22 protein-coding genes and 1 pseudogene are annotated in these 26,326 nt (G+C 46.8%); 8 read left to right on the forward strand and 15 right to left on the reverse strand.

The annotated features are described in order from the left end of the window. Positions 1 to 277 precede the first annotated feature (277 nt). Positions 278 to 3,028 carry a M16 family metallopeptidase gene (locus H735_RS07545; protein ID WP_020195579.1) on the forward strand — a complete coding sequence of 917 codons (2,751 nt, stop codon included), beginning with the start codon at positions 278 to 280 and terminating at the stop codon, positions 3,026 to 3,028. A gap of 68 nt (positions 3,029 to 3,096) precedes the next feature. On the opposite strand, the gene H735_RS07550 is transcribed toward H735_RS07545, so the two are convergent. After that, positions 3,097 to 3,423 carry a 2Fe-2S iron-sulfur cluster-binding protein gene (locus H735_RS07550; RefSeq protein WP_005434274.1) on the reverse strand — a complete coding sequence of 109 codons (327 nt, stop codon included), beginning with the start codon at positions 3,421 to 3,423 and terminating at the stop codon, positions 3,097 to 3,099. A 205-nt stretch (positions 3,424 to 3,628) separates the two neighbouring features. Here H735_RS07550 and H735_RS07555 point away from each other — a divergent pair, with 205 nt between their 5' ends. After that, on the forward strand, positions 3,629 to 4,060 hold the full coding sequence (locus H735_RS07555) for a Spy/CpxP family protein refolding chaperone (protein ID WP_009706585.1): 432 nt from the start codon (positions 3,629 to 3,631) through the stop codon (positions 4,058 to 4,060). Between the two features lie 107 nt (positions 4,061 to 4,167). On the opposite strand, the gene H735_RS07560 is transcribed toward H735_RS07555, so the two are convergent. From H735_RS07560 to H735_RS07570, 3 genes are all read right to left on the reverse strand, one after another. Further along, complete coding sequence (locus H735_RS07560) at positions 4,168 to 4,554, reverse strand: DUF2541 family protein (protein ID WP_005434277.1); 387 nt, start codon at positions 4,552 to 4,554, stop codon at positions 4,168 to 4,170. A gap of 222 nt (positions 4,555 to 4,776) precedes the next feature. Next, the gene (locus H735_RS07565) at positions 4,777 to 5,073 is read right to left on the reverse strand and encodes a bactofilin family protein (RefSeq protein WP_020195580.1); all 297 of its coding nucleotides are present in this window, start codon (positions 5,071 to 5,073) and stop codon (positions 4,777 to 4,779) included. Between the two features lie 19 nt (positions 5,074 to 5,092). Next, positions 5,093 to 6,052: a M23 family metallopeptidase gene (locus H735_RS07570; RefSeq protein WP_020195581.1), complete on the reverse strand. Its 960-nt coding sequence runs from the start codon at positions 6,050 to 6,052 to the stop codon at positions 5,093 to 5,095. A gap of 445 nt (positions 6,053 to 6,497) precedes the next feature. On the opposite strand from H735_RS07570, the gene H735_RS07575 reads away from it, so the two are divergent. The 3 genes and pseudogenes from H735_RS07575 (at position 6,498) to H735_RS07585 (ending at position 11,030) form a co-directional block, all read left to right on the forward strand. Further along, the gene (locus H735_RS07575; protein WP_020195582.1) at positions 6,498 to 8,231 is read left to right on the forward strand and encodes a hypothetical protein; all 1,734 of its coding nucleotides are present in this window, start codon (positions 6,498 to 6,500) and stop codon (positions 8,229 to 8,231) included. Positions 8,232 to 8,477: 246 nt separating this feature from the next. Continuing rightward, positions 8,478 to 9,492 (forward strand): annotated as a pseudogene (locus H735_RS07580) (HlyD family secretion protein). A gap of 5 nt (positions 9,493 to 9,497) precedes the next feature. Then, on the forward strand, positions 9,498 to 11,030 hold the full coding sequence (locus tag H735_RS07585; protein WP_020195583.1) for an MFS transporter: 1,533 nt from the start codon (positions 9,498 to 9,500) through the stop codon (positions 11,028 to 11,030). 105 nt (positions 11,031 to 11,135) lie between these two features. Here the strand turns inward: H735_RS07585 and H735_RS07590 are convergent, their stop codons facing one another. The 5 genes from H735_RS07590 to H735_RS07610 form a co-directional block, all read right to left on the reverse strand. Then, positions 11,136 to 11,738 (reverse strand): TetR/AcrR family transcriptional regulator, encoded by a 603-nt coding sequence (locus tag H735_RS07590; protein WP_020195584.1) that lies wholly within the window; start codon positions 11,736 to 11,738, stop codon positions 11,136 to 11,138. A 143-nt stretch (positions 11,739 to 11,881) separates the two neighbouring features. Continuing rightward, positions 11,882 to 12,643 carry an iron ABC transporter ATP-binding protein gene (locus H735_RS07595; RefSeq protein ID WP_005434322.1) on the reverse strand — a complete coding sequence of 254 codons (762 nt, stop codon included), beginning with the start codon at positions 12,641 to 12,643 and terminating at the stop codon, positions 11,882 to 11,884. An 11-nt stretch (positions 12,644 to 12,654) separates the two neighbouring features. After that, the gene (locus H735_RS07600; RefSeq protein WP_020195585.1) at positions 12,655 to 13,605 is read right to left on the reverse strand and encodes an iron chelate uptake ABC transporter family permease subunit; all 951 of its coding nucleotides are present in this window, start codon (positions 13,603 to 13,605) and stop codon (positions 12,655 to 12,657) included. Then, a complete protein-coding gene (locus H735_RS07605) occupies positions 13,598 to 14,554 on the reverse strand; it encodes an ABC transporter permease (RefSeq protein WP_005429179.1) in 957 nt (318 codons plus the stop codon). Before H735_RS07605 ends, H735_RS07600 begins: the two co-directional genes overlap by 8 nt. Before the next feature lie 91 nt (positions 14,555 to 14,645). Further along, positions 14,646 to 15,566 carry a siderophore ABC transporter substrate-binding protein gene (locus H735_RS07610; RefSeq protein ID WP_005434328.1) on the reverse strand — a complete coding sequence of 307 codons (921 nt, stop codon included), beginning with the start codon at positions 15,564 to 15,566 and terminating at the stop codon, positions 14,646 to 14,648. Positions 15,567 to 15,786: 220 nt separating this feature from the next. Here H735_RS07610 and H735_RS07615 point away from each other — a divergent pair, with 220 nt between their 5' ends. The 3 genes from H735_RS07615 to H735_RS07625 all read left to right on the forward strand — a co-directional run bounded on the left by H735_RS07615 (position 15,787) and on the right by H735_RS07625 (position 19,434). Next, a complete protein-coding gene (locus tag H735_RS07615; RefSeq protein WP_020195586.1) occupies positions 15,787 to 16,728 on the forward strand; it encodes a LysR family transcriptional regulator in 942 nt (313 codons plus the stop codon). Between the two features lie 135 nt (positions 16,729 to 16,863). Continuing rightward, positions 16,864 to 18,882, forward strand: coding sequence for a TonB-dependent receptor domain-containing protein (locus tag H735_RS07620; RefSeq protein ID WP_020195587.1), 2,019 nt, complete (start codon positions 16,864 to 16,866; stop codon positions 18,880 to 18,882). A 117-nt stretch (positions 18,883 to 18,999) separates the two neighbouring features. After that, positions 19,000 to 19,434 carry an EamA family transporter gene (locus tag H735_RS07625; RefSeq protein WP_020195588.1) on the forward strand — a complete coding sequence of 145 codons (435 nt, stop codon included), beginning with the start codon at positions 19,000 to 19,002 and terminating at the stop codon, positions 19,432 to 19,434. A 147-nt stretch (positions 19,435 to 19,581) separates the two neighbouring features. On the opposite strand, the gene H735_RS07630 is transcribed toward H735_RS07625, so the two are convergent. The 6 genes from H735_RS07630 to H735_RS07655 form a co-directional block, all read right to left on the reverse strand. After that, positions 19,582 to 20,736: a winged helix-turn-helix domain-containing protein gene (locus H735_RS07630; RefSeq protein ID WP_020195589.1), complete on the reverse strand. Its 1,155-nt coding sequence runs from the start codon at positions 20,734 to 20,736 to the stop codon at positions 19,582 to 19,584. A 41-nt stretch (positions 20,737 to 20,777) separates the two neighbouring features. Further along, positions 20,778 to 21,962, reverse strand: a complete 1,185-nt coding sequence (locus H735_RS07635; RefSeq protein WP_020195590.1) for a multidrug effflux MFS transporter — start codon at positions 21,960 to 21,962, stop codon at positions 20,778 to 20,780. Then, positions 21,959 to 22,588, reverse strand: a complete 630-nt coding sequence (locus H735_RS07640; protein WP_020195591.1) for a recombinase family protein — start codon at positions 22,586 to 22,588, stop codon at positions 21,959 to 21,961. The genes H735_RS07635 and H735_RS07640 overlap by 4 nt, the downstream gene beginning before the upstream one ends. A 192-nt stretch (positions 22,589 to 22,780) precedes the next feature. After that, entirely contained in the window at positions 22,781 to 23,788 is a 1,008-nt protein-coding gene (locus H735_RS07645) for a LacI family DNA-binding transcriptional regulator (protein ID WP_005429187.1), read from the reverse strand. Positions 23,789 to 24,045: 257 nt separating this feature from the next. Further along, positions 24,046 to 25,131, reverse strand: a complete 1,086-nt coding sequence (locus tag H735_RS07650) for a porin (protein ID WP_017634480.1) — start codon at positions 25,129 to 25,131, stop codon at positions 24,046 to 24,048. A 177-nt stretch (positions 25,132 to 25,308) separates the two neighbouring features. Next, on the reverse strand, positions 25,309 to 26,325 hold the full coding sequence (locus tag H735_RS07655; RefSeq protein WP_005374772.1) for a nuclear transport factor 2 family protein: 1,017 nt from the start codon (positions 26,323 to 26,325) through the stop codon (positions 25,309 to 25,311). Between the last annotated feature and the right edge of the window lies 1 nt (position 26,326).

A 26,326-nucleotide genomic window follows, 5' to 3' on the forward strand; every position in this document is an offset into this window, starting at 1 on the left:
TCGCGCGAACATTATATTTTAGTAGTCAAAATAAATTCCGATCTATGTCGCGTATTTGAGTCGTATCAACCTCGATGAGTAAATATTAAACAATGCGTATTGCCTTTTTGCGCTAACTTGATTAATGGCGAAGTGTTATCTAAGACGTTGTAAAACCTTCTTATTTTATAAAATGTGAGCTAGATCTTACTATTCAGGCGTAGTTTTCATATTAAATATCAAGCATATGGCGTGCTCGATATATTGCCTCAATTGATTATTATTAGGGACGATAGTTATGCGTAGCACGTTGTTACTCACCGCATTGTTGCTGTCAGGGTGTGCTCTGACTCCCCAATCGACACCGCTTCAAACCGATCCGAATTGGTACGTTGATCAACTGCCTAATGGGATGAAATACCACATTTATCCAACCCAAGATGAAGAAGTCTCGGTACGTTTGATGATGAACGTTGGCTCCTTCCAAGAAGACGCGACTCAAAAAGGCTACGCGCATTTTATTGAGCACATGGCCTTCAACGGCAGCACTCACTTTTCTGGCAATGATGTTGTAAAGCTGTTTGAAGCATCAGGCGGCAGCTTTGGGGCAGATATTAATGCCACGACGACTTATCAACAGACGACTTACAAGCTTGATCTTGCTAATCCGAGTAAACTGGATGATGCGCTAACGTGGATGCGTGATATCAGTGATGGCATCGAGTTCGACCCAACGCAGGTAGAAAAAGAGAAAGGGGTGATTTTAGGAGAGTGGCGTCGTGCGCGGCCTGATGATAAATCCCTATCTTTTAACGCGTACCAAGCTTCTATTGAAGGCACGCCTTATGCGGAGCACGATCCGATTGGCACGCGTAGCTCAATAGAGAGCACGACATCGCCAGCGCTAAAAGCGTTCTATGACAAGTGGTATCAGCCGCAATACGCAGAGTTAATTGTCACAGGTAATGTTGATGTCGAATCCATCTCAAAGATCATTGAGAACAAATTTTCTAATTGGGAAAGCATTTCTAATGCGGCAGTAGAAAAGCGTCGTGATATTCGAGTGAATAACGCTAATCGCATTTTACCAAGCAGTAAGATGGAATCACCGAGCCTGCATTTGGTCATCGATCGGGATTCTGTTACTCGACAAACCATGCAGCAACAACACAAAGCTTGGCAAGATGAGTTGAGTGCTCAGTTGATCCAACAACGCTTACTGACGGTGTTGAATGATGCGGCGGAATCGTTCCAATACGCTTATGCGCAACCTTATTCTTCCAACTATCATCGCATGATGTCGGCAGGGGTGTCTTTTGCTCCTGAGCGCCGTGACAACATCCAACAAATCTTCTTGAATACTCTGACCTCGCTGCGTGATTACGGTGTGACTCAAGAGGAACTGGATGGCGTGATGTCGGGTTGGTATGGCGAACTGTCTAACCTAGATGCTGATTGGGCGAAGCGAAAGCCTGCTGGTTATGCAGAAGCGCGAGTGTATCAATTGGAGCGAGATTCAGTATCACAATCCAAACAAGGGTATGAGCAAAGCTTAGCCACCTTTGTCGCTGCCAATGACCTTAACCACGCGAACAACGAGTTAGAAGCCCTGTTATCGGAACCGGCGAATTTTGTGGTGGGATTAGGTAGAACGGAAAACAAAGAACAGTTCGCAGGTGAGTTTGCGTTGTTAGGCGCAGCTTACGCACAAGCCGGTGAAAAGCCGCTTGAGATGTACGCGAAAACCGATGGTTTTATTCAGCCAACTAAAGAAGGTGACATCACCGCCGTTCGAGAAGAGAAAGGCGGTTTCCAAGTTTACTCACTCTCAAATGGCATCGAAGTTTGGTTCCAGAAAGATGAGAAAGCGGCGAACCGAGCCTACATTTACTTGGCTAGCCAAGGTGGTAAGGCTGCACTTGATAAATCACTCTATCCTGCGTTTGAAGTGGCGACCATGGCAGCGGCACGCAGTGGGTTGGGGGATTTCTCAGGTTCTGAACTCGACAGCTACTTGCGCAAAAACGACATTTCACTCTTCCCAATCCTTGGGCCGACGAATCACGGCATTGAGGTCATCACACCCAAAGCACATTTAGCCAGTGCCATGAATGGTCTGTATAACGTGGCGACGGAAATCAAAGTCGATGAGCGTCAACTCGAAGCGGTAAAACGTGAATACGTTCAGCAGCGACGTGCTTTCTTTGAATCACCAATGGGCCAGTGGATTAAAGCCGCAAATGAAAACGCATACTTGCCGAACAGTCGCCATCGCCTTTTGTCCATCAATGGCGCAGAGAACGTCACACCGGATCAAGTGTTTGCGATGCATGAAGCCTTGTTCAAGCATAACTACGGTTACAAAATGATCATCGTAGCCGATGTCGAGCCTGAGCAGATCACACCGTTGCTGCGTAAGTATGTTGCATCGATTGATCTAAAACCGGCCACGCCTGTGGATTACCATATTGAGTTTGATCCCAATGCGAAAAGTCGTTTGGTCATGGCCGCAGGTAACGAGCCATCTTCGCTGTATTTGCTGCGTTTAACCAATGAGCGTGAGTCACCTAGAATGGCGCGTGATACGGTGGTTGAAGACATGCTGCAACGCATCGCTGCTGCACGTGTTACTGCACAATTACGTGAAGAAGCAAGCTTGGATTACAGCCCTGGTATCTACCCAATTACACAAGATAGAGAACAAGTATCGGATTGGTTCTTTGAATCACAAATCGATCCAAAAGACGTCGACAAGATGGACGCTCAGCTGGATAAAATCTTTGATGGTTTAGCGAAAAACATCACGCAAAAAGAAGTCGATACGGCTGCCAAGCAACTTGCTGTTTCTATGAAAGACATGGATGACAATCCGGGACAACGCAGTTGGTCATACACTCGCTACTTAGTGCATGATTACGGGCTTGATGTCTTGCTGGATGTTGATAAAGCAGCGCAAAGCGTCACGTTAGAAGAGGTGAGGGCGAAAGCGAAACAGGCCTTTGGTAGCAAAGCCAAACGTACCACCATCATTTTAAATCCCCAACAATAATCATCAAAAAGGGCGACATTCGTGTCGCCCATTGTTTTTGCGCGGTAAGGTAAACTCGATTACCCGTTTTAACCGCACTGGCAAGGCGTAGTTTCGCCTGTCTTTATTTGTTGCTTGTAAGCTTTAACGGCTTCTTTTCTTGCTGCATCAAGATCAGGGCGACGCACCACGACTTTCATCCCCGACTTAGGTTTTACCTTGCAAGCGTAACGAGGCTCACCGTCCACTTCCACTTTGCATACATGACAGCAACCGTGTTTACGTTTGTTCTTCAAACAAGGTGCGGCGATATTCACTTTGACCTTGCGTGCCACCTCAACCAGGTTTTGGTCGTCAGGTGAAAGGGTGATTTGGTGGTGATCAATCTCGATGATTGCAGGTTTAAAGGTAAACATAAGCTCTTAAATTAGGGTTAAACAACGACTAAGACGACGGACAAAAGAAAAAGACGAAGGAAATTGGAAATTATTTGTCGTTTTTGTCATATCAGTCTTTGCTTATTTTGTGACGGAAAGTCTCATATTTGTCAGGTACAGGAAACCATGTGGTATCGATTGAGTCTCACCTAACTCCAAACTGAAGTTAATGAAGGTTCCCCCAATGAAACGCTACCTATTGTCGACGATTCTACTACTAAGCAGCGCAAATGTATTTGCAGAAGCAGCACCAACTCAACCTGCAGCGCCAAAACCATTCGGTTTAGAGAGCATTACGGCTGATCAACAAGCGAAGATTGAAGAAATTCAAATCAATTTAAGCAGCAAACTAGCGGGTCAGCAGGATCCTAAAGCAGTACAAGAAAGTGCGAAGCAGTTCGAGAAGTTAGTGAAAGCGTCTTCTTTTGATGAAGCAAAAGCCAAGCAACTTATCCAACAAGCGCATGCAAAACAGCTGGACACGCAGTTGGCTCAACTTAAAGCACAGCACGACATCTACAATGTTCTAACTGCAGAGCAAAAGTCGACGCTAGAGAAGCGTCAACAAGAGCAGCTTAAAAAGTTAGAAGCGATGAAGCAGCAACAAGCGCAGTAATCGAAACCACTTTTTACTCCCTATAGAATGTTCAAGGCCCTTTAGCAGAGGGCCTTTATCGTTTATATTATTACGAGTAAATCAGGTTTAACTGACGTTAGTAACGATTAATCGTTCTTCTCTTTACCGTAAACGCGTACGCCCGCTTTAGAGCCTTCTGAGTTACCGTACACTTCGATGTTTTTCACACAGCGACGGTAACCGAAGTAACGCCAGTCCGTCATCTTGTCTTTCTTTAGATCACGGTGGAAGCGAATGGTTTTCTCGTCACCGTTTTGGAATCGCACAACGACCTTTCTTAGTTCTAGGTCTTTCTCTGCTTTCACTTTGATCGCATTGGTGTTGCGGCAAATCACCATTGGGATTTTTGCAGCTAGGTTACCGTGCTCAAGCAAGATAGTACGACCTAAAGTGAATTTATCGTCTGCGTGTGCAGGAGCGATAAGTGTTGTTGCAGCCAATGCTGCCGTGATAATAGCGGTATAAATTCTCATTTAAAAAATCACCAAAACACAGGAGCGCGAATCATAGTCGAGAGGAATGAAAAACAGCTAGCAATATTTTCTGATGTGGATGAAGTTTCACAATTCGCTGACTTTAGGCGAAGAAAGCATCAGTTGTATTAGGGAAGGGGCTAATTTTCCTCGCAACTTAGTCGGATCAAAAAAGGACCTGTTTTAAAGAGCACCAATTTGTGCCCTTCCATTTTGCTGCAATTACACGCTTTTGCGAGCTTGTGACTTATCCGTTTTATTGGTTTCAGTGGACTTCTCTTTCAGCGTCACCACTTCTTTTTCTGGTAGCTCTGCGGCCTCTCCAAAGAACTTGCCGCCTGCTTCAATACTCAGGTTGTTACTCCAAATTTTGCCACTGACACGGCCTTTTGCTAGCACTTGGATGTGTTCAGCATGGCAGTTACCATCAAGCAGGCCATTGACGATCAGTTGTTTCGCGTAGATGTCGCCTTTAACACGGCCACTCTCTGCGACGACCAATGTGCCTTCGACGTGCAATTGGCCTTCGATGATGCCATCAACCTGACTTTGAGTTCTCCGCTAACAGAACAGCCTTTGGCGATGAGAGTTGAAGCTGATGAGCCACTCGTTGTTCCACGGTTTTGATTAAAGATTCCCATCGTATTCTTCGCTCCTTGGTAAAGATGTCTTCAAAATTATTGAGGTTCCAATCCACGAATGGCCTTGGGTTTACGGCTCTTCCAATAAATCTCACTTCATAATGAAGGTGAGGACCAGAAGAGAGCCCGGTGTTACCAGAAATGGCGATGAGCTGGCCTTTTTTGACGAACTCACCGGTTTTGACTTTGAACTCTTTCAAGTGGGCATAAGCGCTCGAAAAGCCAAAGGAATGCTGTATATGCAGTAAGTTTCCATACCCTTTGCTACTTCGGCGTGTGGTTTCTATTACGCCATCAGCTGAGGCATACACTTTGGTGCCAGTGTTAACCGCGAAATCTAGCCCACGGTGCATTTTTGTTTTTTTGGTAACCGGATGAATGCGCTTGCCAAACCCCGATGAAAGCCGTGCTTTACCGACTGGAGAGCCGTTAGGGATCTGGTTGAGCATCACCATTCGAACATTAGACGTGATAGCGGCAGTATCAAAGCGCGCATCCAAACTCTCAGTGTTGGATTCGTTGGCGACACCGAGCACTTTCTCCAATTCGCCTAAACGCTCCGAGACCAATTGAACGCGCTCTTCTCGCTCTGAGAGGTCATTCTCAAGCTCTGATTTCAAAGCCTTTAGCTCACTTAACTCCTGACCCATACTGCGCGATTGCTCGGTTAACTTTGCTTGCTCAAGTACGGCGTTATCGACCTGAGAATAGAGATGATTGATCAAGATAGCGGTTGCGGTTAATCCCAAAAGAAATGCCACCAAGCCCGTTTTAAAGTTGCGCTGCATGGCTTTGCTGAAGTACCAATGCTTAGAGCCATTGATGTTGGAAATAGAGATAGTCAGCTGATCTTTCATGGTGATTAATGGCGCGATAGACGTTCAACATTCGTTATTGATAGCTCTGACTTTAAGTAAAAGTACGACCGTCTTCTAGAGGAGGAATCGACGAAAATGTCAGGTCGTGAGCTGTTTTCAGACAATAGAGAAAAATCGGTAATTGGATTTAATATTGCGTGGATTTTGGCCGATAGGGTATAGCATTTATGAAATTTTATTGAGTAACTTGCTAATAGTGCGGTCGCGCAATTTAACCAACTTCACGGTTCATCTTATAAATGTTGGATATCTTAAGAAATTGGCATTCAGCAAATAGATAACTCTGTTAGGCCGTTTATCATGGCATTGCAGATGAATAAATGCCGAAAATTGTCATCCTTCCCAAGCATTTATTCGGGGCTTAATGCTCACTCAAACCAATCTGTTGGTTTGAGGAAATAAAACTAAGACAACGGAGTTGGTCGTGAAAAAACTATTATTAGCTACTGCAGTGGTCGCAGCAGCAGGCGGTGCCGCGTATGTGTACCAAAATAACCTTGCCCAAGGTGAATCTTCAACCTCGCTACTTTCCCAAGTTCCAGCGGATACCTTGTTGATTACCTACCAAACGGAACCTTTTAATCACTACGAGTACATGAACGCATTCGGTACGTCGCAGCAACCACCAATGGGAGAACTGTTCGCAGAAGAAGATCTGACTCCTGGTTTAGAGTTTGCGGTTAACTTCTTGGATGCGTACATGGCTGCGGCGTCTTCTCCTGAGAGCTTGAAAGCCTTCTTAGGTACGGGCGATATGGTGAGCCCAATTATGTACACCCTAGGCCTTGTTCCTGTTTACAAGGTACAGCTAGAGAACCCTGCAGCGCTTTGGAAAACCTTGGATGAGCAAGAGCAACTTGCTGGCATCCAGCATGAGCTTGTGAAGCTAGATACGGTTGAGTTCCGCCGCTACGAGCTGACGGATTCGCAAGACCCACAATTGGGTATTGGTCTGGCGGTGGCAGTGGTTAACAACGTCCTGACCGTAACTTTCGACATTCCTGAACTTGGTGTTGAGAATCCACTTAAACTGGCTTTTGGTCTTGAATCTCCGAAGAGCAGCATCGTTGATTCTGGCCGTCTTGAAGCGGTACAAACTAAATACGGTGCGAGCAACAACTCATTCGGTATTTTCGACATCCGCGAAATCATTAAAGGTCTAACGACACTTGATGGCAACAGAATGGCGCGCCAACTGAAGATGGCAGACTCTGACCCAACGCTAGAGCAACTGCGTTCTCCTGCGTGTCACACTGAGTTCACTCAAATCGTTGAAAACTGGCCGCAAATGGTCGCGTTTGCCGAGTACAGTGCGGGTGACGATAAAGCTCGCATCAACGGCGGCTTTGTTGTTGAATCGAAAAACCAAGTGATTCTTGAAGCATTGCAATCAGTGCGCGGTGTCTTAGCGGAATCAAATGGTGAGCAGAGCATGTTTAGCGTGGCATTAGGTCTAGACGTGGCAACGTTGGCACCTGCGATTGGTAAGATCTGGACAGATTTAACGACCCCTGAGTACCAGTGTTCAATCCTAGCGCAGGCGCAAAATGACATGCGTGGTCAAAACCCAGCTCCGGCGATCAGCATGGGCGCGGGTATGGCAAATGGCCTGAAAGGTTTGAGCATGGAAATGTTCGGTCTTGATGTGAACATGAATGGCCAATACGGACCTGAGCTAGGTCAGCTGGATGCGATCTTCTCTATCTCAGCGGACGATCCAAACATGCTGCTGCAAACGGCACAAATGTTCATGCCTGAGCTGGCACAGATTCAAATCCAACCGGATAACCAACCAGTGAACATCGGTGGTCTGCTTGAACCATACGCGGGTAAACCAATGGATGTATTTGCTCGTCTAAACGGCAGCCACCTAACGCTTTACAGTGGTGAGGCAGCAGCGGCAGCAAGTGAGAAAGTCATGGCTCAACCGCTAACGGCCAATGGTCTATTGAGCTTCACTATGGACTCAGACCGCGTGCTGGAAGTAATTGAAACAGCGTCAGAAGTGTCTGGCGAGCCAGTACCGGAAGACGTGAAGATGAGCCTACAAGGTGAGCTTATCGGTGGTATGGCTTTGGACGTAACCAAAGATGGCATTGTGTTTGACTTCGACTACACAAGCTCAACCAAACCACAAGTGACGGTAGCGCAGCAATAAGCGTGATTCACCGGCTTCAATCTCGAAGCATTTCTTCATAATCAAAAGGCGACCTCGGTGTCGCCTTTTTTGTTTTTCTTGCGACAGCCCTTCAATTCCTTCTCTTTCATCCAAAAGTGGCCACCAAATAAGATCGATAAAAATCAGTGGTATGGATCTTTTCTTCTTATCAATGATCAAATGTATCTTTACTAAAACTGTACGGTACAGTACGGTTTGTGAGAATCATTAAGTTGGGTTTCAAAAATGAAGAAGAAAGTCATTGCGTTGTCGCTTGTTATTGGTTCGTTAGTCGCTGCAGGTTGTGCGTTATACCAACCGAATACGGTGACCACTGATAACGCTTATGTTCACTCGGATGTGACGGCGATTTCTCCGGAAGTTGGTGGGCAGGTAAGCCAACTTTTTGTCGAAGATAACCAGTGGGTCAGCAAAGGTGCACCGCTATTTTCGATTGATGATGAAGATTTCATTGCCAACCAAGAAATCGCGAAGTCGGCACTAGATGTTGCAAAAGCTGCGCTGACCGCAAACCAAACCAAAACCGAAATGCAGTTGGTAAAGATTGAGCAGGCGAAGCAGGGCATTCACAGTGCAAGTGCCAACGCGGAACATCAAGCGGCGGAGTTCAAACGTCTTTCACGCTTGGTACAAAAGCAGTCGGTGAGTAAGAACCAATTTGAAGCGCAAAGAACGCGTTCTATTGAAGCGAGCAGCAATCTTGAAACTAGCCAAGCTAGCGCTAGCCGCTGAACAGAAACAGCTTGATGCACTAGTAACAGAAAAGATGCAGCTAACCGCGCAACGCAAACAAGCCGAAGCGAACCTGAGACTGGTAAATATCGCCCTTGAGCGAACCATCGTTCGAGCGCCTTTTGATGGTTATGTGGCAGACAGACAAGTGCAAGTAGGTAAGTTTGTTCAACCGGGCATGGGTTTGATTGTGATGGTGCCGGATTACGTTTGGATTGAGGCAAACTTCAAAGAGACTCAACTAGAGAACGTCGCACAAGGGCAAGATGTAGAAGTGGTGTTAGACATGTTCCCTGATCATCCGTTGCATGGTCGTGTATCTTCTATTACCCCTGCAACAGATGCGCAGTTTAGTTTGTTACCACCGCAAAATGCGACCGGTAATTTTGTGAAAGTAGTACAGCGTGTGCCAGTGCGTATTGAGTTGGATATCCCACAAGAGCTGAAACAGCGCATCTACCCTGGCTTGTCGGCTGAAGTATCGATTGAGACCGCAACGCAAGGTTAATCGCCATGAAAACACGTTCACCATTGCTGATTTTTGCGCTGTTCGCCATTGCGGCTTTTGGGATCAATTCAGTGATGTTTACTGAGCTGTCCCACGAGATGGCCGCCACATCCGGTTTGTCCGCAGATGAAGTCGAGCAAGTGAAAATCGGCTTTATGATCACTCAAGTGTTGGGGTTTATGTTTACCCCAATCTTGGTGCGTAAGCTTGGTACGCCATTGCCATTACACTCTGCATTGCTGGTGGGTTTAGTAACAAACCTTGCGCTCTATTGGACTGGCCAGCATGCGTTGTTGTTTACGCTAACTTGGCTAGTAAGCGGCTTTTTCATGAGCATGTTATTGGTGGTGGTGAACCTTTATCTACTCAATACCTTTGAGCAGCGTTGGTTGCCTGCGATTATTGCGCTGACACTGATCTTCTCAACACTGTTACCAATGGGCGCTTATCCGTGGTTGGTGGCTGAGATTGTCGAAGTGTTTGATTGGTCGTTTTTGAACGTTGCCTCGGCTTGGTTGTACTTTTCAGCTCTAGTGATGATCGGCGTGTACAAACCTCAGGCGATTGAGATTGAAACCAAGCCAAAATCCTCAGGCTCGATGTACCTCGTACTCTCGTTGACAATGAGTTTGGTGGTGTTCCTACTCATGCGTGGCAGCTACTACAACTGGTTGGATTCAGACTGGTTTGTACAGGCTTCTTCAGTGGCTGCGGCACTAGCTTTGTTGGCGGTGTATCAGTTGGTGAAAACGCGCCAATTGGATACTGCGTCGATGCAATTGCACGGTAAGTTAAAGACCAACGTGTTTATGTATAACGCCTTTCTTGCGGGCTTTGCCGTGATGGCAAGTACAGTGCTGTTTGCCAACTTCCTAAAAATGGCGATGCACTACAACAGCCTCAATGCGGGCTATGCGCAATTACCATCGTTTTACGCCATGTTGGTCGGCATGCTGGTGAGTGTATTGGTGTATTACTTCCGCCGCCCGTTGGCGGATGCTGTGGTGCCTTTTGGCGTGCTGATGATTTTGTTGTCGGTGCACGAGTTCAGCCAATTACCAAGTTTTGTTGGCACAGAGTCACTACCCATCCCAATGTTGCTGCGTGGTTTTGGTGTTGGTTTGTTGAATGTGTCGGTGACGATTGCTGTGCTTATGTACTTCCAAGTAGGACAGCGTTTAGAAGGCATTGCTAACTTCTATCTGTTCCGAACCATGGGCGGGGTGATTGGCGGGGCGTCTTTCTCCCGTGTGATTCAAAGCCACAGCGCGCAAGCATCGGGCGAAATCGGTCGCACTCTGGACGGTTCAAACCATGTGTTTGCGGCGTATGAACAGGCATTGAGCAGTGCGATTCTGACTCATGGTCGCTTACCTAATCCGGCACTCGGCATGAGCCAAATTAGTGCGGTTGTGAAAGAGCAAGCTACGACATTAGCGCTGAGTAATTCGTTGGTGATGTTTATTGTCTCTATTTTTGCGCTTGCGCCAATCTTGTTGATTGGTAAGAAGCTAGCCGCAAAACAAGAAGCGCACTGAGGTTATGTAAACAGAACAAATAGCCAGCCAAGCAACTCGGTAACTAAGCCGTAAAAGAACAAAGGGAGCCAATGTGCTCCCTTTGTTTTTTTAGTTTTGAGGTTCTTATCGCTGATAAAGTTTAAGGAACGCCGTCACCGCTTTTTGTGTATGCGAATCCAATTCTTCATCGCTCAAGAAATCAAAGCCCATCAGTGCCATATTCTGGTAATCCATTTTGATCAGCGCGAGTAGCTGACCACAGGCTAAATCGGCATCATCGATGTTAAGTTGCTGGCTGATGGTTTCGGTTTTTAGAAACTCAATTAAGTATTGGTGAATACGCTGCGGCCCGGTTTGCCAAAACTGATTTGGAACCGAGTCATGTTTATTAAAATCAGCAGAGATGATGCGATAAAGCGATAGGATTGGGTTAGAGCAAATACCACGTAGATACTTTTTGGCGAAGTCTTCTAAGGTTTCTCTTAGAGGTTCGTTCTGTTTATCGGCAAGTTGGAAAACGGACTCTAGACTGATCTTGGTGTTATGTGCGAGCACTTCAACAAACAGCCCTTCTTTGTTGGAAAAGTAGCGATACAGGGTCTGTTTTGAACCACCACAAATCGCAACGATTTGATCGAGTGACGTGTCCTTGTAACCCTGTTCAATAAACAGCTCGGTTGCCACTTCGATGATTCGAGTTCTTTTCTTTTCAGTAGATGCGCGCATAACTAAATCAATCTAAATAAAACTGTTCAGTACAGTATCATTATTGCCGCCGAGACACACCGCTTTTCCGCGTTTAACGCTTTTTCATTGACCAAAATTAAAAAAGGCGACACGAGGCCGCCCTTGGAATCAGATTGGTTACGTTAACGTCGGTAGTACAACGAAATACGGTTGCCGTTAATCTCTTGCACGATAAATGGAATCTCGTAAATATCGCTCAGCACGTCGGCATCAATCACTTCTTCAACCAAGCCCGCTTTGATGACTTCACCAAGTTTCATTGCCACGATGTGGTCAGAGTAACAAGACGCAAAGTTGATGTCGTGAATCACGATCACTACGGCTTTGTTCTTCATTTCCGCAAGCTTGCGTAGCGTACTCATGATGTCGACGGAGTGTTTGATGTCGAGGTTATTCAGCGGCTCATCCAAGAAGATGTAGTCGGTATCTTGCGCCACCACCATAGCAATAAACGCCATTTGACGCTGACCGCCCGACAGTTGGTCGATAAAGCGATCTTTCAAATGGTCGATTTCCAAATGCTGCATCGATTCATCAATGATGCGGTGATCTTCTTCTGTCAGACGACCTTGCGAGTAGGGGAAGCGACCAAACGCCACCAAATCACGCACCGTAAAGCGCATGTTGATGTTGTTTGATTGGCGCAGTACTGATAGGCGCTTTGCCAAGTCTTCGGTGTTCCATTGGTCAAGCGGCTTATCACCAATCACGACGCTACCAGCATCGCTTTCTGTTAGACGGCTCGCCATAGATAGCAGGGTACTTTTACCCGCGCCGTTAGGGCCAATAATGCTGGTTACTTTACCAAGTGGAAAAAGGGCATCGGCGTTTTTTACCACGTATTTTTCGTTGTATTTTTTGCTAAGACCTTGAATACGGATCATGTGATGAACCCTTAATCGAATTTGTTTTTCATAAGCAGAAGCAAGAAGTAGCCGCCGCCGATAAAGTTGATAATAACGCTGATGGTGGTGTCGAAATCGAACAGGTTTTCAACCACCCATTGACCGCCAGACAGCAGCACAACTGACAGTACTGAGCTTGCAACAATCAATAAGCGATGCTGGTAGCCAGTGAAGATTTGGCGAGTCAGAGCCACAACAATCAAACCAAAGAACAGAATTGGACCAATCAAAGCGGTTGAGATAGACACCATCAAAGTGATGATGAACATGACTTGCATGGTCAGTTTGTGGGTATCCACACCGAGGCTTTTCGCGTTGTCGACGCCAAGCCACATTACGTCCAATTTGTGGGCGATGCGCATTAGGTATGCTCCACACAGCAGCATCGGAACCACACACCAGTACACCAATTCACTGTTGATGTTGTTAAAGCTGGCGAACATCGAGCTCTGGATGAAGGTGAACTCATCTGGGTCGGTGATCATGGTGAAGAAACCAGTGACACTGTTGAACAAGCTGCTCAGTACGATACCAATCAACAAAAGGGTGAAGATATTGCGCTGACGACCACGGAAGTAGAAGCTGAACAAAGTCATCGCACACACTATCATGATGCCAGTCGACAACACGAAGTTGAGCTTGCTGTTGATGACTAAAGCACTCAAGCCACCAAACATCACCACAAGCAGCACTTGAATCATCACGTACATGGAATCGAAACCCAGAATAGAAGGGGTGAGGATTCGGTTGTTGGTGATGGTCTGGAAAATTAGTGACGACGACGCAATCGCCATTGCTGCCAAGACAATCGCCAGTACTTTCGGGATGCGACGTGACAAGAAGAACTGGAAGTTATCTGGCGTTAAGCCTTTACCGATGAACACCGCACAAATCAAAACCGCCGCGATTGCCAGCAGCGTTACTTTCATAGAATCACGCATTCGATTTGTCTCTCAGAACTAGGTAAATGAAGATTGAGCCACCCAAGATGCTGATGATCATCGAAATTGGAATCTCGTAAGGGAAGATGATAAGACGACCGAGGATGTCGCAAGTAAGCACCAAAATCACGCCTGCGTATGCGGTCCAAGGCAAGTTACGACGCATGTTGTCACCAATGAACAAGGAGACAAGGTTTGGCACGATAAGCCCAAGAAACGGAATCATACCAACGATCATCACCACCGATGACGACAGCACAGCCACAAGAATGACGCCAACCAATACAATGCGTTGATAGTTCAAACCAATGTTTTTCGCGAAGCTCTCGCCTACACTCGCTGCGCTAAAGCGGTTGGCATAAGCGTAAGCCAGAACCGAAACCGGGAGCGCAAGGTACAAGAACTCGTAGTTACCGCGCAGTACCGATGCAAAGTTAGCCACAGTCCATGAACCAAGGGTCTGTACTAGATCGTATTTGTAGGCAATAAAAGTGGTCATGGACGAAACCACATTGCCGTACATGATGCCTATCAGCGGGACGAGCACGGTGTTCTTAAACTTCAAACGTTGTAAGAAGCGCACGAAGATCACCGTACCAATCACAGAGAACGCGAAGATGGTGATCAGGTGGACCCAACTACTCATGTCTGCAAACAGAATCAGTGCGACGATATAGCCGAACATTGCCCAATCGACGGTGCCAGTTGTGGATGGGGCTGCAAAGCGGTTTTGTACGATCTGCTGCATGATCAAACCAGCGATACTTAAGCCTGCGCCAGCTAAGACAATCGCCAACAAACGGGGTAATCGGCTAACCAGTAAGATGTTCAAACTGTGGCTGTCACCGGCCAAAATCTGCGAGAGAGAAACGTTCGCCACCCCAACCAGCAAAGAGGCGCAGGCGAGTACGACGAGCAATAAAAAAGCCAAGATATGATGTAATTTCATGGTGTATTTATAGGGTGATAAAAACAACAATGACCTTTCGCACCGTGAAGCGGGAAAGGTCATCTTTTAGAGTGAGATTGAACCGAATCTGTTAGTTAGCAATGACTTGGTTCAGCTCTTTAATCATGGTTTGCGTCGATTGGTAGCCACCTGCGGTTAAGTACCAAGCTGCTGGGTCCATAAACAGCACGCGGTTGTTTTTCGCCGCTGGTGTGGACTTCACAAGATCGTTGTCGAACAGCTGTTTTGCTTTACCGCTGCTCTGACCGATTGCTTGCTCGCGGTCAAGGATAAGCAGTACCTCAGGTTGCGCATCAGCAATGTATTCGAATGAAATCAGGTTGCCGTGGGTACGTGGTACAGATTTCACGTTCTCAGAAGTTGACGTTGCAAAACCTGCTTCTTCATACACAAATGAGAAACGGCTGTTGGTGCCAAACATCGCCAAGCTGTTACCGCTGTTTGAGACGGTCAGTGTGCGTGGTGGCTGAGCTTCTACTTTTGCGTGCAGGTGATTAATTTGTTCTTGAACGCCTTCAATCAACTGCTCTGCTTGCTCTTCTTTGTCGAAGATGTCACCCAGCGTGCGCCAGTGTTCTTGGGTTGTTTTCCAGTAGTCGGTGGTGTCGATACGGAACATGTAAGTTGGCGCGATGTCGCTCAGATCTTTGTAAATATCTGCCATGCGACCTTCTGCGATGATTAAGTCTGGCTTAAGCATAAACAGCGTTTCGAAGTTCACTTCTTTCACGCTGCCCGTGTTTGCGAACGAGTCGATTTGGAATTTTTCTAGCGACTTTGGCAGCAGCGTCTTTGGCATGCCGACGGGTGTTACGCCCAAAGCATCAATGTAGTCTAAACTGCCGTAACCCAACACAACGACGCGTTGTGGAACGCCATCAATGTCTACTGTGCCCAAGCTGTGTTGGTAGGTTTTAGCCATTGCCCCCATAGGAGCTAATGCAAGCAGCAAAGCTCCCGTTGCTACGCGAAGAGAAGTTTTACCAAACATAATGATTTCCAAAAGGTGCGATGCAATCTCGCATTAGTGCTTTAAAAATAAATAGTGCCTTAAAAACAAATAATGCTTTAAAAAATAGAGCGCGAGATTAGTCGTAAAGCGGTATAACTTATTTGATTAAAATCAAATAAGAATGATTATTGATTGCAGACACATTAGCAGATAGTCTATATGCAGCAACAGAATTAGCGGAATAGTGAGTATTCAAAAAATGAATTTAGCTCAAGTCGACTTGAACTTATTGTTTATTCTCAAACACCTACTTGAAGAGAAGCATGTTTCCAACACCGCGGTATCGCTCAATATGAGCCAACCATCGGTGAGCCGCTCTTTACAGAAACTCAGAAACTTGTTCAACGATGAGCTGTTAGTACGTACTGCACACGGCTATGAACTGACCCCAAAAGCGGAAGTGATCAAGCAAGATTTGAACACGGTGTTAACTGGGCTAGAAAAGCTGATGTACGGCCAGTCATTTGTGCCAGAAAAGAGCAACGGTACGATCCGTTTTTACGGCTTGGTTCCACAGGTGATTTTCTTACTGCCACCGATTGTTTCGCGCATCCGTGAAGAAGCGTCGAACATGATTGTCGATATTGATTCCATCCCGAAACGCCATTTCGATGCGCTGATCGCAGGGGATGTACATTTTGTGCTCTCAACCGCCGAGCCACCTAGCTCTGAGCAGAATTTGTACCGTATGAAAATTGCCAATCGCGACTACCGATTCTTGATGAGCGAAACCCATCCACTTGCCCATGTTGAGGAGCTGACGGTGGAGATGCTGCTCGATTGCAACTTCGGTCAAATCTCACTTCAAGGTGGCAAAACCCTGTCGATTTATCACCGTTTTGTTGAGCTTGGTGTGGTGGATAAAAAGCGCCAATTATCGATTCCTGTTCAGCTTTCAAACTTCAACGCTGCGCCAGCGATTGCCGAGCAAACGGACGTGATTTTCCACTTGCCAACGCCGTTTGCACAAGACGCTTGTCAGGGCAGAAAATTGATCACCAAAACCGTACCAAAAGCGATTCGAATGGACAGTGAATCGGTCTATTTATACTGGCATAAGCGCTATCATAACGACCCGATGTGTAATTGGGTTAAGTCATTGTTCAAGGAAATATATGGCTCAACTGAGGTTGAATGGTAAAGAATATTATTATTCATTTTTGACATAGTGGTAATTAATCCTACAAATGCTCGGTTGCTTGTCTTCGTCAAATAAAGGCTATTTAATGCGAACCATTATCATTATAAGTTCCATTAAAATTTATAGGTTTTTACCATGTCGAAGACGACTCCGTTTGCGCCAAAACCATTAGCAGTGGTGATCGGTGCGCTATGTACCTCTTTTTCCGTCTTTGCTGATACAACGCCAATCGAAACCGATGAGCAGCTTGTTGTAACAGCAACTCGTACCCAGATGGAGCTGAAAGATGCTCCAGCTTCTATGTCGGTGATCACCGCTGAAGACATCGAAAACGATCCAGGCATCACGCTGGCAGACATCGTGTCTAACGCAACCAGCGTGGAGTCAGACTTTGACAGCACACGTGCAGGTCGTCAGCAAATCTCGATTCGTGGTATGGATTCGAAATACACACTGATCATGGTAAATGGCCGTCGCATGAGTTCGGCAAGTGCGATCGTACGTGGTAATGACTTCGATCTTTCTGCGATCCCAATGGATTCAATTGAACGTGTGGAGATCATCCGTGGTCCTATGTCGGCGCTTTACGGCTCTGACGGTATGGGCGGTACGATCAACATCATCACTAAGTCACCAAGTAACGATTGGAGCTCCCAGCTTAGCTTAGACAACACCACGCCAAACGATGGCAATGGTGGTCAAGAGTACACAGTGGGTCTAACGACGTCGGGCGCTCTGATTGAAGACACACTATTTGCTCGTTTCTCTGTTTCTCAAACGAGTCGTAATGCATGGCAGCCATACTCTGGCGAGAAAGGCGGCATCGACCGTGAAGAGGTCACTGCACTTGAAGATCGCGATAGTTTAGCGATGTTCGGTACGCTTTCATGGCATTTGGCGGACAATCAATTTATCGATCTTGACCTTGGTTACAGTGACGACGAACGTGATACCGCAGCAGAAAGTGGCACAACGGTTCTGTTCTCGGAGTCTCGTGTTAAACGTAACAGCCAAGCGCTATCGCACACCGGTTTTTGGTCTTGGGGTGATACGCAAGTTCGTTACTCACGTGAAAACGTAGAGAACATTGAAGCGGCAAACGATGGTGCTGATTCAATTGAAGAACTCACACAAATTTTTGAAGCGTCAGCAACGACTTACCTAGGTGAAAGCCACACCGTGACGTTTGGTGTGGACTACCAAACTAGCGAGCTAACCAATCCAGAGCACATCGTGGGTAACAAAGCAGAAGCTTACCAAGGTGCGGTATTTATCCAAGACCAATGGGAAATGACCGATACGCTGATGGCGACGATTGGTGGTCGTTTAGACAAGCACGAGCACTACGGCGAAGAGTTCAGCCCGCGTGTGTACCTAGTACACCAAACAACGGATGACTTGGTACTTAAAGGTGGTGTGGGTAAAGCATTTAAAGCACCGACCATGACGCAAAACCACCCAGACTTCTCGATGAGCAGCTGTAAAGGTAACTGTAATATCGTAGGTAACGAAGATCTGGAAGCAGAAACCAGCGTGAACTACGAGTTCTCGGCGCTATACAGCGGTCGTAACTGGAACCTTGAAGGCGCGGTATTCCGTAACGAAATCGAAAACCTAATCGAACAGACAGACATCTTCTGTGAAGTTGGTACGTGGTCGAGCGCAGTAATGAGCTGTATTGATGACAATGGCGACCCAATCGATCGTGAACTGTCTAACCCGTACAAGTCTTACCAAAACGTATCGAAAGCCGTTATCCAAGGTGTGGAGCTAACGGGTAGCATTCAGTTCAATGAGCAATGGGCGATGTCTGGTAACTACACTTACTTAGACACCGAAGATAAGTCGACAGGTGAAGAGCTGAACGAGCGTTACAAGCACTCTGCATTTGCTCGCCTAAACTGGTACCCAACTCAAGATTTGAACCTGTTTGCGAGCGCACGCTACCGTGGTGACCGTAAGATTGATTCTCAGCTAACGCAAGACGCTTACACCACGATGGATTTAGGTACGGTTTACCATGTGAACGATGCACTACGTATTCGTGCGGGTATCACTAACTTAACTGATGAAAGTGTATCAAGAGAGCTAGAAAACATCGGTTATGTTGAAGCACCGCGTACTTACTATGTTGGTATGACAGCAGACTTTTAAGCTCTAATTACAGACTGATTCGATTGGATTTAAGTCGAATTTAATCGAAGCAAGACATGGCGTTGCAGTACACTCTGTAACGCCTTTTTTGCTTTTAGGGATAAATAGGAAAAGACAATGCTTCAAACTTCTTGGTTATTTTGGGCGCTCATGTCGGCGGTATTTGCGGCGATGACTTCAGTGTTGACCAAACTTGGTGTGGCGAACATCAACTCTGACTTGGCGACCTTTATTCGTACTTGCGTGATTCTTGTTTTGGTTGGTTTGATTGCTTACGCGACCAAGCAGTTCAGTGCCATTGGAGAGATCTCGACCAAAGGCATGGTGTTCTTGGTGCTATCGGGTTTAGCGACAGGTGCATCGTGGCTGTGTTACTTCCGCGCGATGTCATTGGGGCAAGCCTCTCAAGTTGCGCCGATCGACAAACTAAGCGTGGTGCTGGTGGCCATATTCAGTGTGGTTTTATTGGGAGAAAAGCTCAGCATGGTCAACTGGATGGGGATTGGCTTGATCACCGTTGGCGTGATTTTGGTGAGCCTACAAAGTTCTTAAAGATCACTATCACCTAAGTATCTCGTCTCTTGGAATAGCGAGAGACGGATGTAATTCAGAATCGATATGCAGAGTGCATGGGCTTGAAGAGAACAGTTTGGTTTCTCAGTACTTTGCTCTTCGATTCTTCGGGCACTGTTCTTTTCATTACGTCCTTTGCGCGACTTTCTGAATCACAAACGCTTGGCACTGATTAAACTGCGCGAAAGCATGTAGTTCCTCTTCTAAAGCGACGAAAAACGCCTCTCTGTCTTTGAGTGAAGGCTCGGTGACTAGGTTGAGAATGTTCAGCGTTGAACTGGTTTTATCCACTTTGCAGTCAGCGCGCGCGACCAGTTTCCCATCCCACAAAATTGGCAAACAGAAGTAACCGAACTGGCGTTTTGGCTCTGGAACATAACACTCTAGCAAGTAATCAAAGTTGAAAATTGCACTGGCGCGTTTTCGTTGGATAAGCAGGTTATCAAATGGGGAAAGGATTTTAGCGCGTTTGCGGTTGAGCCGTTTGTCGAGCAAGTTCAGCGCATCGCTACAGGCATAGTAAGCTGAATTGTTGATGCTAATGGCTTCTATCTCACCCAAATCGACCAATTCGGATAGAGCTTGTTGTACTGGCTTCTTAACTCCTTTCAGTAGGTAAACCATTTCAGGCAAAGTACCGACCCCATGAGATTTAAGATAGTTGAGGACTAAGAATCGCGCGTGTTCTTGCTCGGTTGGCATCGATATATCAATGTTTTGAGGCAGAACATGTGAGGTCAGGTCATACACTTTCTGGAAACCACGACGTTCGCTTATCATCAAATCGCCCTGCATGTATAAGTTCTCTAGGGCGCGTTTGGTTGGCTTAGTATTCCAGCCATCGGTCTTATGGTTGGCAGATTCGAAGTCCTTTGCCATCAATGGGCCTTCTTGCTCAATTCTCTTCAAGATAGACGCCATCAAGTCGTGGTCTTTTTTGTACCAATGCTTTTGCTGATCGGATTTGATCGCCGCTTTGCGAGGTAAGCTATGACGGTATTGCGACATAGGTAAATACGCCGCCGCATGAGACCAATATTCGAAGACTCTCTTTTCTGCCACCAGTTGGTCTAGGTGCTCAAGTTGGTAGCTTGGGTTTCGGCTCCATAAAGTATGATGGTGGGCGCGCTGAACGACAGAAATCGTATCAATCTGCACATAGCCCAGTTGTTCAAAGACGGCTAGAGTCTTTGCTTTGGCGCTGCCTTTGTTGCTTGCTAGCGGCAACCCTTGAGAGAGCAGAGCCAATTTTTGTGCTTGAGCAAGATTGAGTGATTTCATGTCGTTATTTGTCTTCCTTGTTACTTTTTATTGCCCGGACTCTATTGCTCGGAAGGTTGCTCAGTGGCAAAGCCTCGCAGAACGTTGGTCAGTGTGATGGTCGCAAAGACCACAATCACCAATGACAGATGCCACGCTTGGCTTAATCCGAGTTGCACCAATGCCATACTCACAATCGATGACACCACCATTTGCCCACCACCCGACATCGCCGCAGCTGCACCTGCTTGTTTCTTATAGGGTTGCATTACCATGGCTTGAGCACAAGGTAGAGCGATAGCATTGCCTAAAATCATCAACAGTTGGCCTAGCATTAAGTACAGCGGCTCAACAGGGCAGAAGAACAACCACGCGGCGGAACTGATATGCAGGATTGGCGTGACTAATAGCATCTTCTTTGTTCCGATGATTGGGCGCACACGGTTACAGATACTGGTGCCGCAAATCATGCCGAACGCCGGAATCAGTGCCCACATCGCGTATTGATCGGATGTCATGCCGATTTGGTTTTGCATGATAAAAGGCATCACCGAAACAGTGGTGATCATCAAGCTGAAGTTAAGCCAACCGATACTGGCAAAGCTCATAAAGTAACGAGAAGTCAGTAGGTCACGATATTGCAGCAGCATCTTTTTCGGTGATGGCAAGGCTGAGGTTTGTGTGATGGTTTCTTGGAAGCGAAATACGATCACAGTCCAAGCCAATAATACGTAACCCAACAGCGAGATAAACACCATAGTCCAGCCGAAATGAGCGTTAATGAAACCACCAATAACAGGAGCAACTAACGGTGTGATAGAAGCCGCCATCGCAATGTAGGACAAAGCGACAGGGAGCTCTGGACCATTGAAGCGGTCGCGAGTTGATGCTCTGGCTAACACCGCGCAACAGCCTGTGCCTAAACCTTGCAGAAAACGGCCTGCGACCATGCCAGTGAAAGTGTGGCTTAGGAAGATGATCATCAATAGACCTAGCATGGCAATCAACAAGCCGGCTAACAGCACCTTCTTACGGCCTAACGCATCGGATACCGGGCCATAGATAAACTGAGATGGTCCAAAACCAAGTAAGTAAACACTGACCAACAGCTGAGCTTGGTCGAGGGAAATATCAAAATCTTTCGCGATCCAAGGAAGAGATGGGAACACCAAGCCCATACTGAGCTGACCAACACTGATGATGAGACACGCCAGCAAGATGGTTTTAAATTCAATCGGTCGACTCATGATTTTTCACCATCGCCACGGCGGCGCAGGCTTCCTTCTTCATCAAATTCATTCAGTTTGGCTTTCACACGTTTGACCGTCGATAGGCTGACTTCGCATTGTTCTGCGACGCTTTGTAGCGTATTGCCTTCCAGAAGCAAAGTCGCAATGTGCTGATGCTTCGCTTTATCTGCTGGGCGACCTCGGAATTTCTGCTTCCACATCTGTGGGTCGTCTTTTAGCGCTTTTCGGCCTTGTTCTGCGGCGAACAAGCGATGTTGAGTTTGCACTTGCCCGTAGCCAGAAAGCAGCGAAAGCAGGGTTTGTGTTTGTACGGAACCGGGTTCAAAGGTCAATGGTTCACAAACGGTTTTTAGGGTGACGCCTTTGTTAAGCAGAGTTTGAATCGTGCTAAGGGCTTGGCTGAAGTCTCGGCCAAAGGCGGTTAACCACCAAAGTACAACGGTGTCGCCAGTTTGCACGGTAGTTAAGAGTTGTTGAAAGGCTTGTCGCTCGGCTGGTGGCGTGCAGCCGCGTACCTTGTCCTCAAGGTGAACTGCTTCTGGAGCAAAGGCTTTCAAAGCGTTGAGCTGCTCAGGGTAAGCTCGGTTTTTAGGGGAGTGCCGCGTATAGAGAAAGGTAGCCATGGATGCAATGCGTCTCTTGAAATTGGTTCATATACTGTAATGGTCCATAAATATACAGAGGTTCATTAGTAACCACAACACCAAATGAACCATTGGCTCGAAATCTTAGAAGCAGAAGTAAAAGATGAGAGGCAAGAGAAAGAAGAAATGAGGAAATAAAAAAGCCAACCGCTTGGATTGGCTTCTCTGGAACTAGGCTTTGGTTGTGCTGCGCTCTATCAATTTGACTGGCACCATCATCTTCACCAAGCTGCTGTTTTTATTGTTGATTTGATCAACGATGATTTTCACACACTCACGCGCCAGGCGACGGAAGTCTTGGCGGAAAGTGGTCAGTTGGTAGCTCAACCATTCCGTTTGTGGAATGTTGTCGAAGCCGATGACTTTCAGATCTTGAGGGATGCGAATACCACACTCAATACGTGCAATATCCATTACCGCCATTGCAAGGTTGTCGGTTGCACAGAACACGGCTTCTGGGCGATTCTTATCGGCCAGCATCGCACGTACTTTATCCAGCGAACTTGCGTAGTCGTAGCTCGCTTCAATGATGCGTGGTGTTTTACCCGTTAAGTCTTCAAACTCAGAGCTGAAGCCACTTTGACGCTCGTCGTTGGTAAAAGTTGGCACTTCACCCGTCAGGTAAACCGCGTTTTTCACCCCACTTTCGTGCAGCAGTTGTGCCGCTTGTTGACCAGCTTCGTAGTTGTCACTGATAACGTAACTGCTCTTTGTGCCTTCTACGACTCGCGCGTACTGAACGATAGGGATATTGAACTCTTCACACTCTTCATACAGTGATTTGTTGAAGGTAGCGGAAGCGGCAATGACACCATCTACACGGTATTGGAAGATGTTCGGGATCGAGTGGTTGTCTTCATCATCCACTTGCCATGGAATCAACACCGCTGAGTAGCCTTGCTTCTGCAATTCACTTGAAATCAATTGAAGTGTTTTCATGTGGATAGGGTAGTCCGCATCTGGGAATACCAAACCGATCAACTTAGATTCGTTGGTAGTCAAGCTACGTGCAAAAGCATTTGGACGGTAGTTTAGGGCTTTCGCGGCTTCGAAGACCTTTTGTTTGGTCTTTTCAGATACTGAGCTGCCCGGAACAAACACACGCGATACAGTAGATTGAGAAACGCCAGCCAGTTTGGCAACGTCCTTCGATGTTACGGTTTGTTTTGCAGGATTCATGTGAGTTGATTCATAAGTCAGTTTAACTGTGACTAGGTTAACACAAATAGGTACGTAGTCATAAAGAGAAATAAGCAAGATTTAAGTAAATAAAGGGTTAGATTGTCTTTGGTGGCGCAATTTGGGTAGTACCCAAGTCACATTTCATGTTTTGCATACGAAAAAAGCCTTACCCAAAAAAGGTAAGGCTTGCTCTTATTTCCCATTTCCACTAAATCGAATAAGTTACGTAACCGGAATAACTTATCTCGTGGTTATCAGAAGTAGTAGCGAATACCTGCCGCGAATTGATCATCACGGTTTTCGAATTTGCTGCCATCGTACTGATCTTTACCTAGGTCGAACTGGTATTCAGTCCAAACTAGGAATTTGTTCTTCTGGAAGTGGTATTCAAGACCAGGGATCAGCAAGTTACGCTCGTAACCTTGTGTCTCATCACCGCGATCTTCCATGTAGTTGTAGTTCAACGTTGGGCGCAGGCCGTTGTCGAAGTGGTAGTAAGTGTAGATTTCGCCACCTAGGGTATCGAACATTACGTCCGTACCGCCTTGGCTCACTGCTTCCCAGTTTTCGCCAACGTGGAAAGTCGCACCTGCGTAGAAGCCACCGTTGCTGTAGTTTGCGCCCAATAGCATGATGCGCATGTTGTCGCCGTTTTCTACACCAACCACGCTTGCGTCTAGATCCGCAACTTCATTTTGATGGTAAGCCGCACCCAGTGTTACGCCATCAACCGGTTTGTAAGTGATCGACGCACCCATGCCGTTTTTCAATGAGGCTGTCGCATTGCTTGCTAGAGCAACATCTTCACGCGTGGTTTGGTAAGTAAAGCCGTAGCTCACTTTTTCATTGATTGAATTACGGTACGTGATTGAGTTTTCTGCACGACCAGCACCGGATGCGATACCCCAGTCAGCTAGGTTGTAAACACCTGAGCCACGAGTACCGAATACACGACCTAAATCGGTGTACCATGCTACGTCGTAGAAGGTAGACCACTGCTTAGTACCCGCAGCAATCTTGCCGTATTTTTCGTGATCAACACCTGCGTATAGCAAGCGGTCGTAAATGTTGTCGCCGTTCGCGCCAGAGTTGTAGCCCCATTCCGCGTGACCGAAACCAGTCCAGCCGTTATCCAGACCCATTTGGCCTTTCAAACCGAAACGTGAGCTGCCGCTGTTCCATTCGCCGTTGTCATCACCGCCACGGTCTTGGTAGCGAAGATCGAAACGGCCATCGATGGTTAGGCTGTCGCCAGCGTCATTAACAAAAGTGTGTGCAGCAAAGGCTGAGCTAGAAGTAAGCGCTGCTAAAATCACTGCAGAAAGGGTCGACTTTTTCATCATCAATCTCATTATTCAGGGCGCAGAAAGCCACCGTGCGTTCATGCCCGTTGTGAATAAGGGTTCTATCTTTAGGTTGTGCCCCATCCTTGAGGCACGAGTTGGGAGCATGTCACCTGAACCGAGAGGGGATTCAGGCAACATAAAGGCGGGTTGACAATCCGCCCCTAGGACTTCTTATAGAGAAGGGTTTAGGATCTGTTGAGTACGCTCGAACACGTCTAGACCTTGCTGTTTTAGCCAGTAAGGAAGGTCGATCAGTACCCAGTTCTCAGATAGCTTGTCGCCGTCACGGTAGTAAACGTCAACCACTTGCATGTCTGCACGTACTTCACCACCTGTCATACCTAGGAAACCACCGATTGGCGTGTTAGATAGGTTTGGCCAGCCGAAGAAACAAGAGAAGTTACCTTCTGCAAAACGACATACGTGGCCGTTAAACTTCTTGTCTTTTAGGTTGTTACGGAACGGCAATTGGTGCTGCTGTTGGTAACGAGGAATTGTGTAAGACGCACCGATACCACATGGACCGTACCAGATCATGTCTTTAGACCAGCTCTTCTCAAGAACTTCTGGTGGGCAACCCATAGCGCCGCTGTCGTTTAGTGCAGATAGGTCATCAACCATCTTGTTCACTAGTGCTAGTGTTGCTACGCCTTCTTCTGGTGCTGCGTCTTCGAACAGTAGACCGTCGTGGTTACGAGGACCAGGGTATACGAAGTGCTTACCTGTTGATGGTGGTAGTGGGTAACAACCCGCTTGGTCCATCGCGCCTAGAAGGTCTAGGAATAGGCCAGTCTTAGTGATCTTGCCGTTTTCAACACAGTTAAATTCTGCGTAACGGATGTTCATGATTTTGCCAGTTGGGCGCATGCCTAGGTATTCAGCGTCGAACAGACCCATGAAGTGACCCATGCTCATTACCCAGATTTCACCTGATGTTACTTCGTTCTCACCACCGATGAAGATGTCTTGACGACGCTGCATGCGAGTCATTGATTTCATCAAAGGAGCCCAGAAAACGTCAGCCGCTGCTTGAGCGCCTTGTTGCTCACGGAATGGGTAAACACCACGCCATAGGTAATCTTCTGAAGTGTGTGCTTTTAGTACTTCTGCCACGTTCTCGTGAGTTGCGTTTTCCATTGCGCTGAAGTATTCACGTACAACGCGTTTCGCTTCTTGATATTTAGACATA

The sequence above is a fragment of the Vibrio owensii CAIM 1854 = LMG 25443 genome (assembly GCF_000817815.1).
GTDB classification, from domain to species: Bacteria; Pseudomonadota; Gammaproteobacteria; order Enterobacterales; family Vibrionaceae; genus Vibrio; species Vibrio owensii.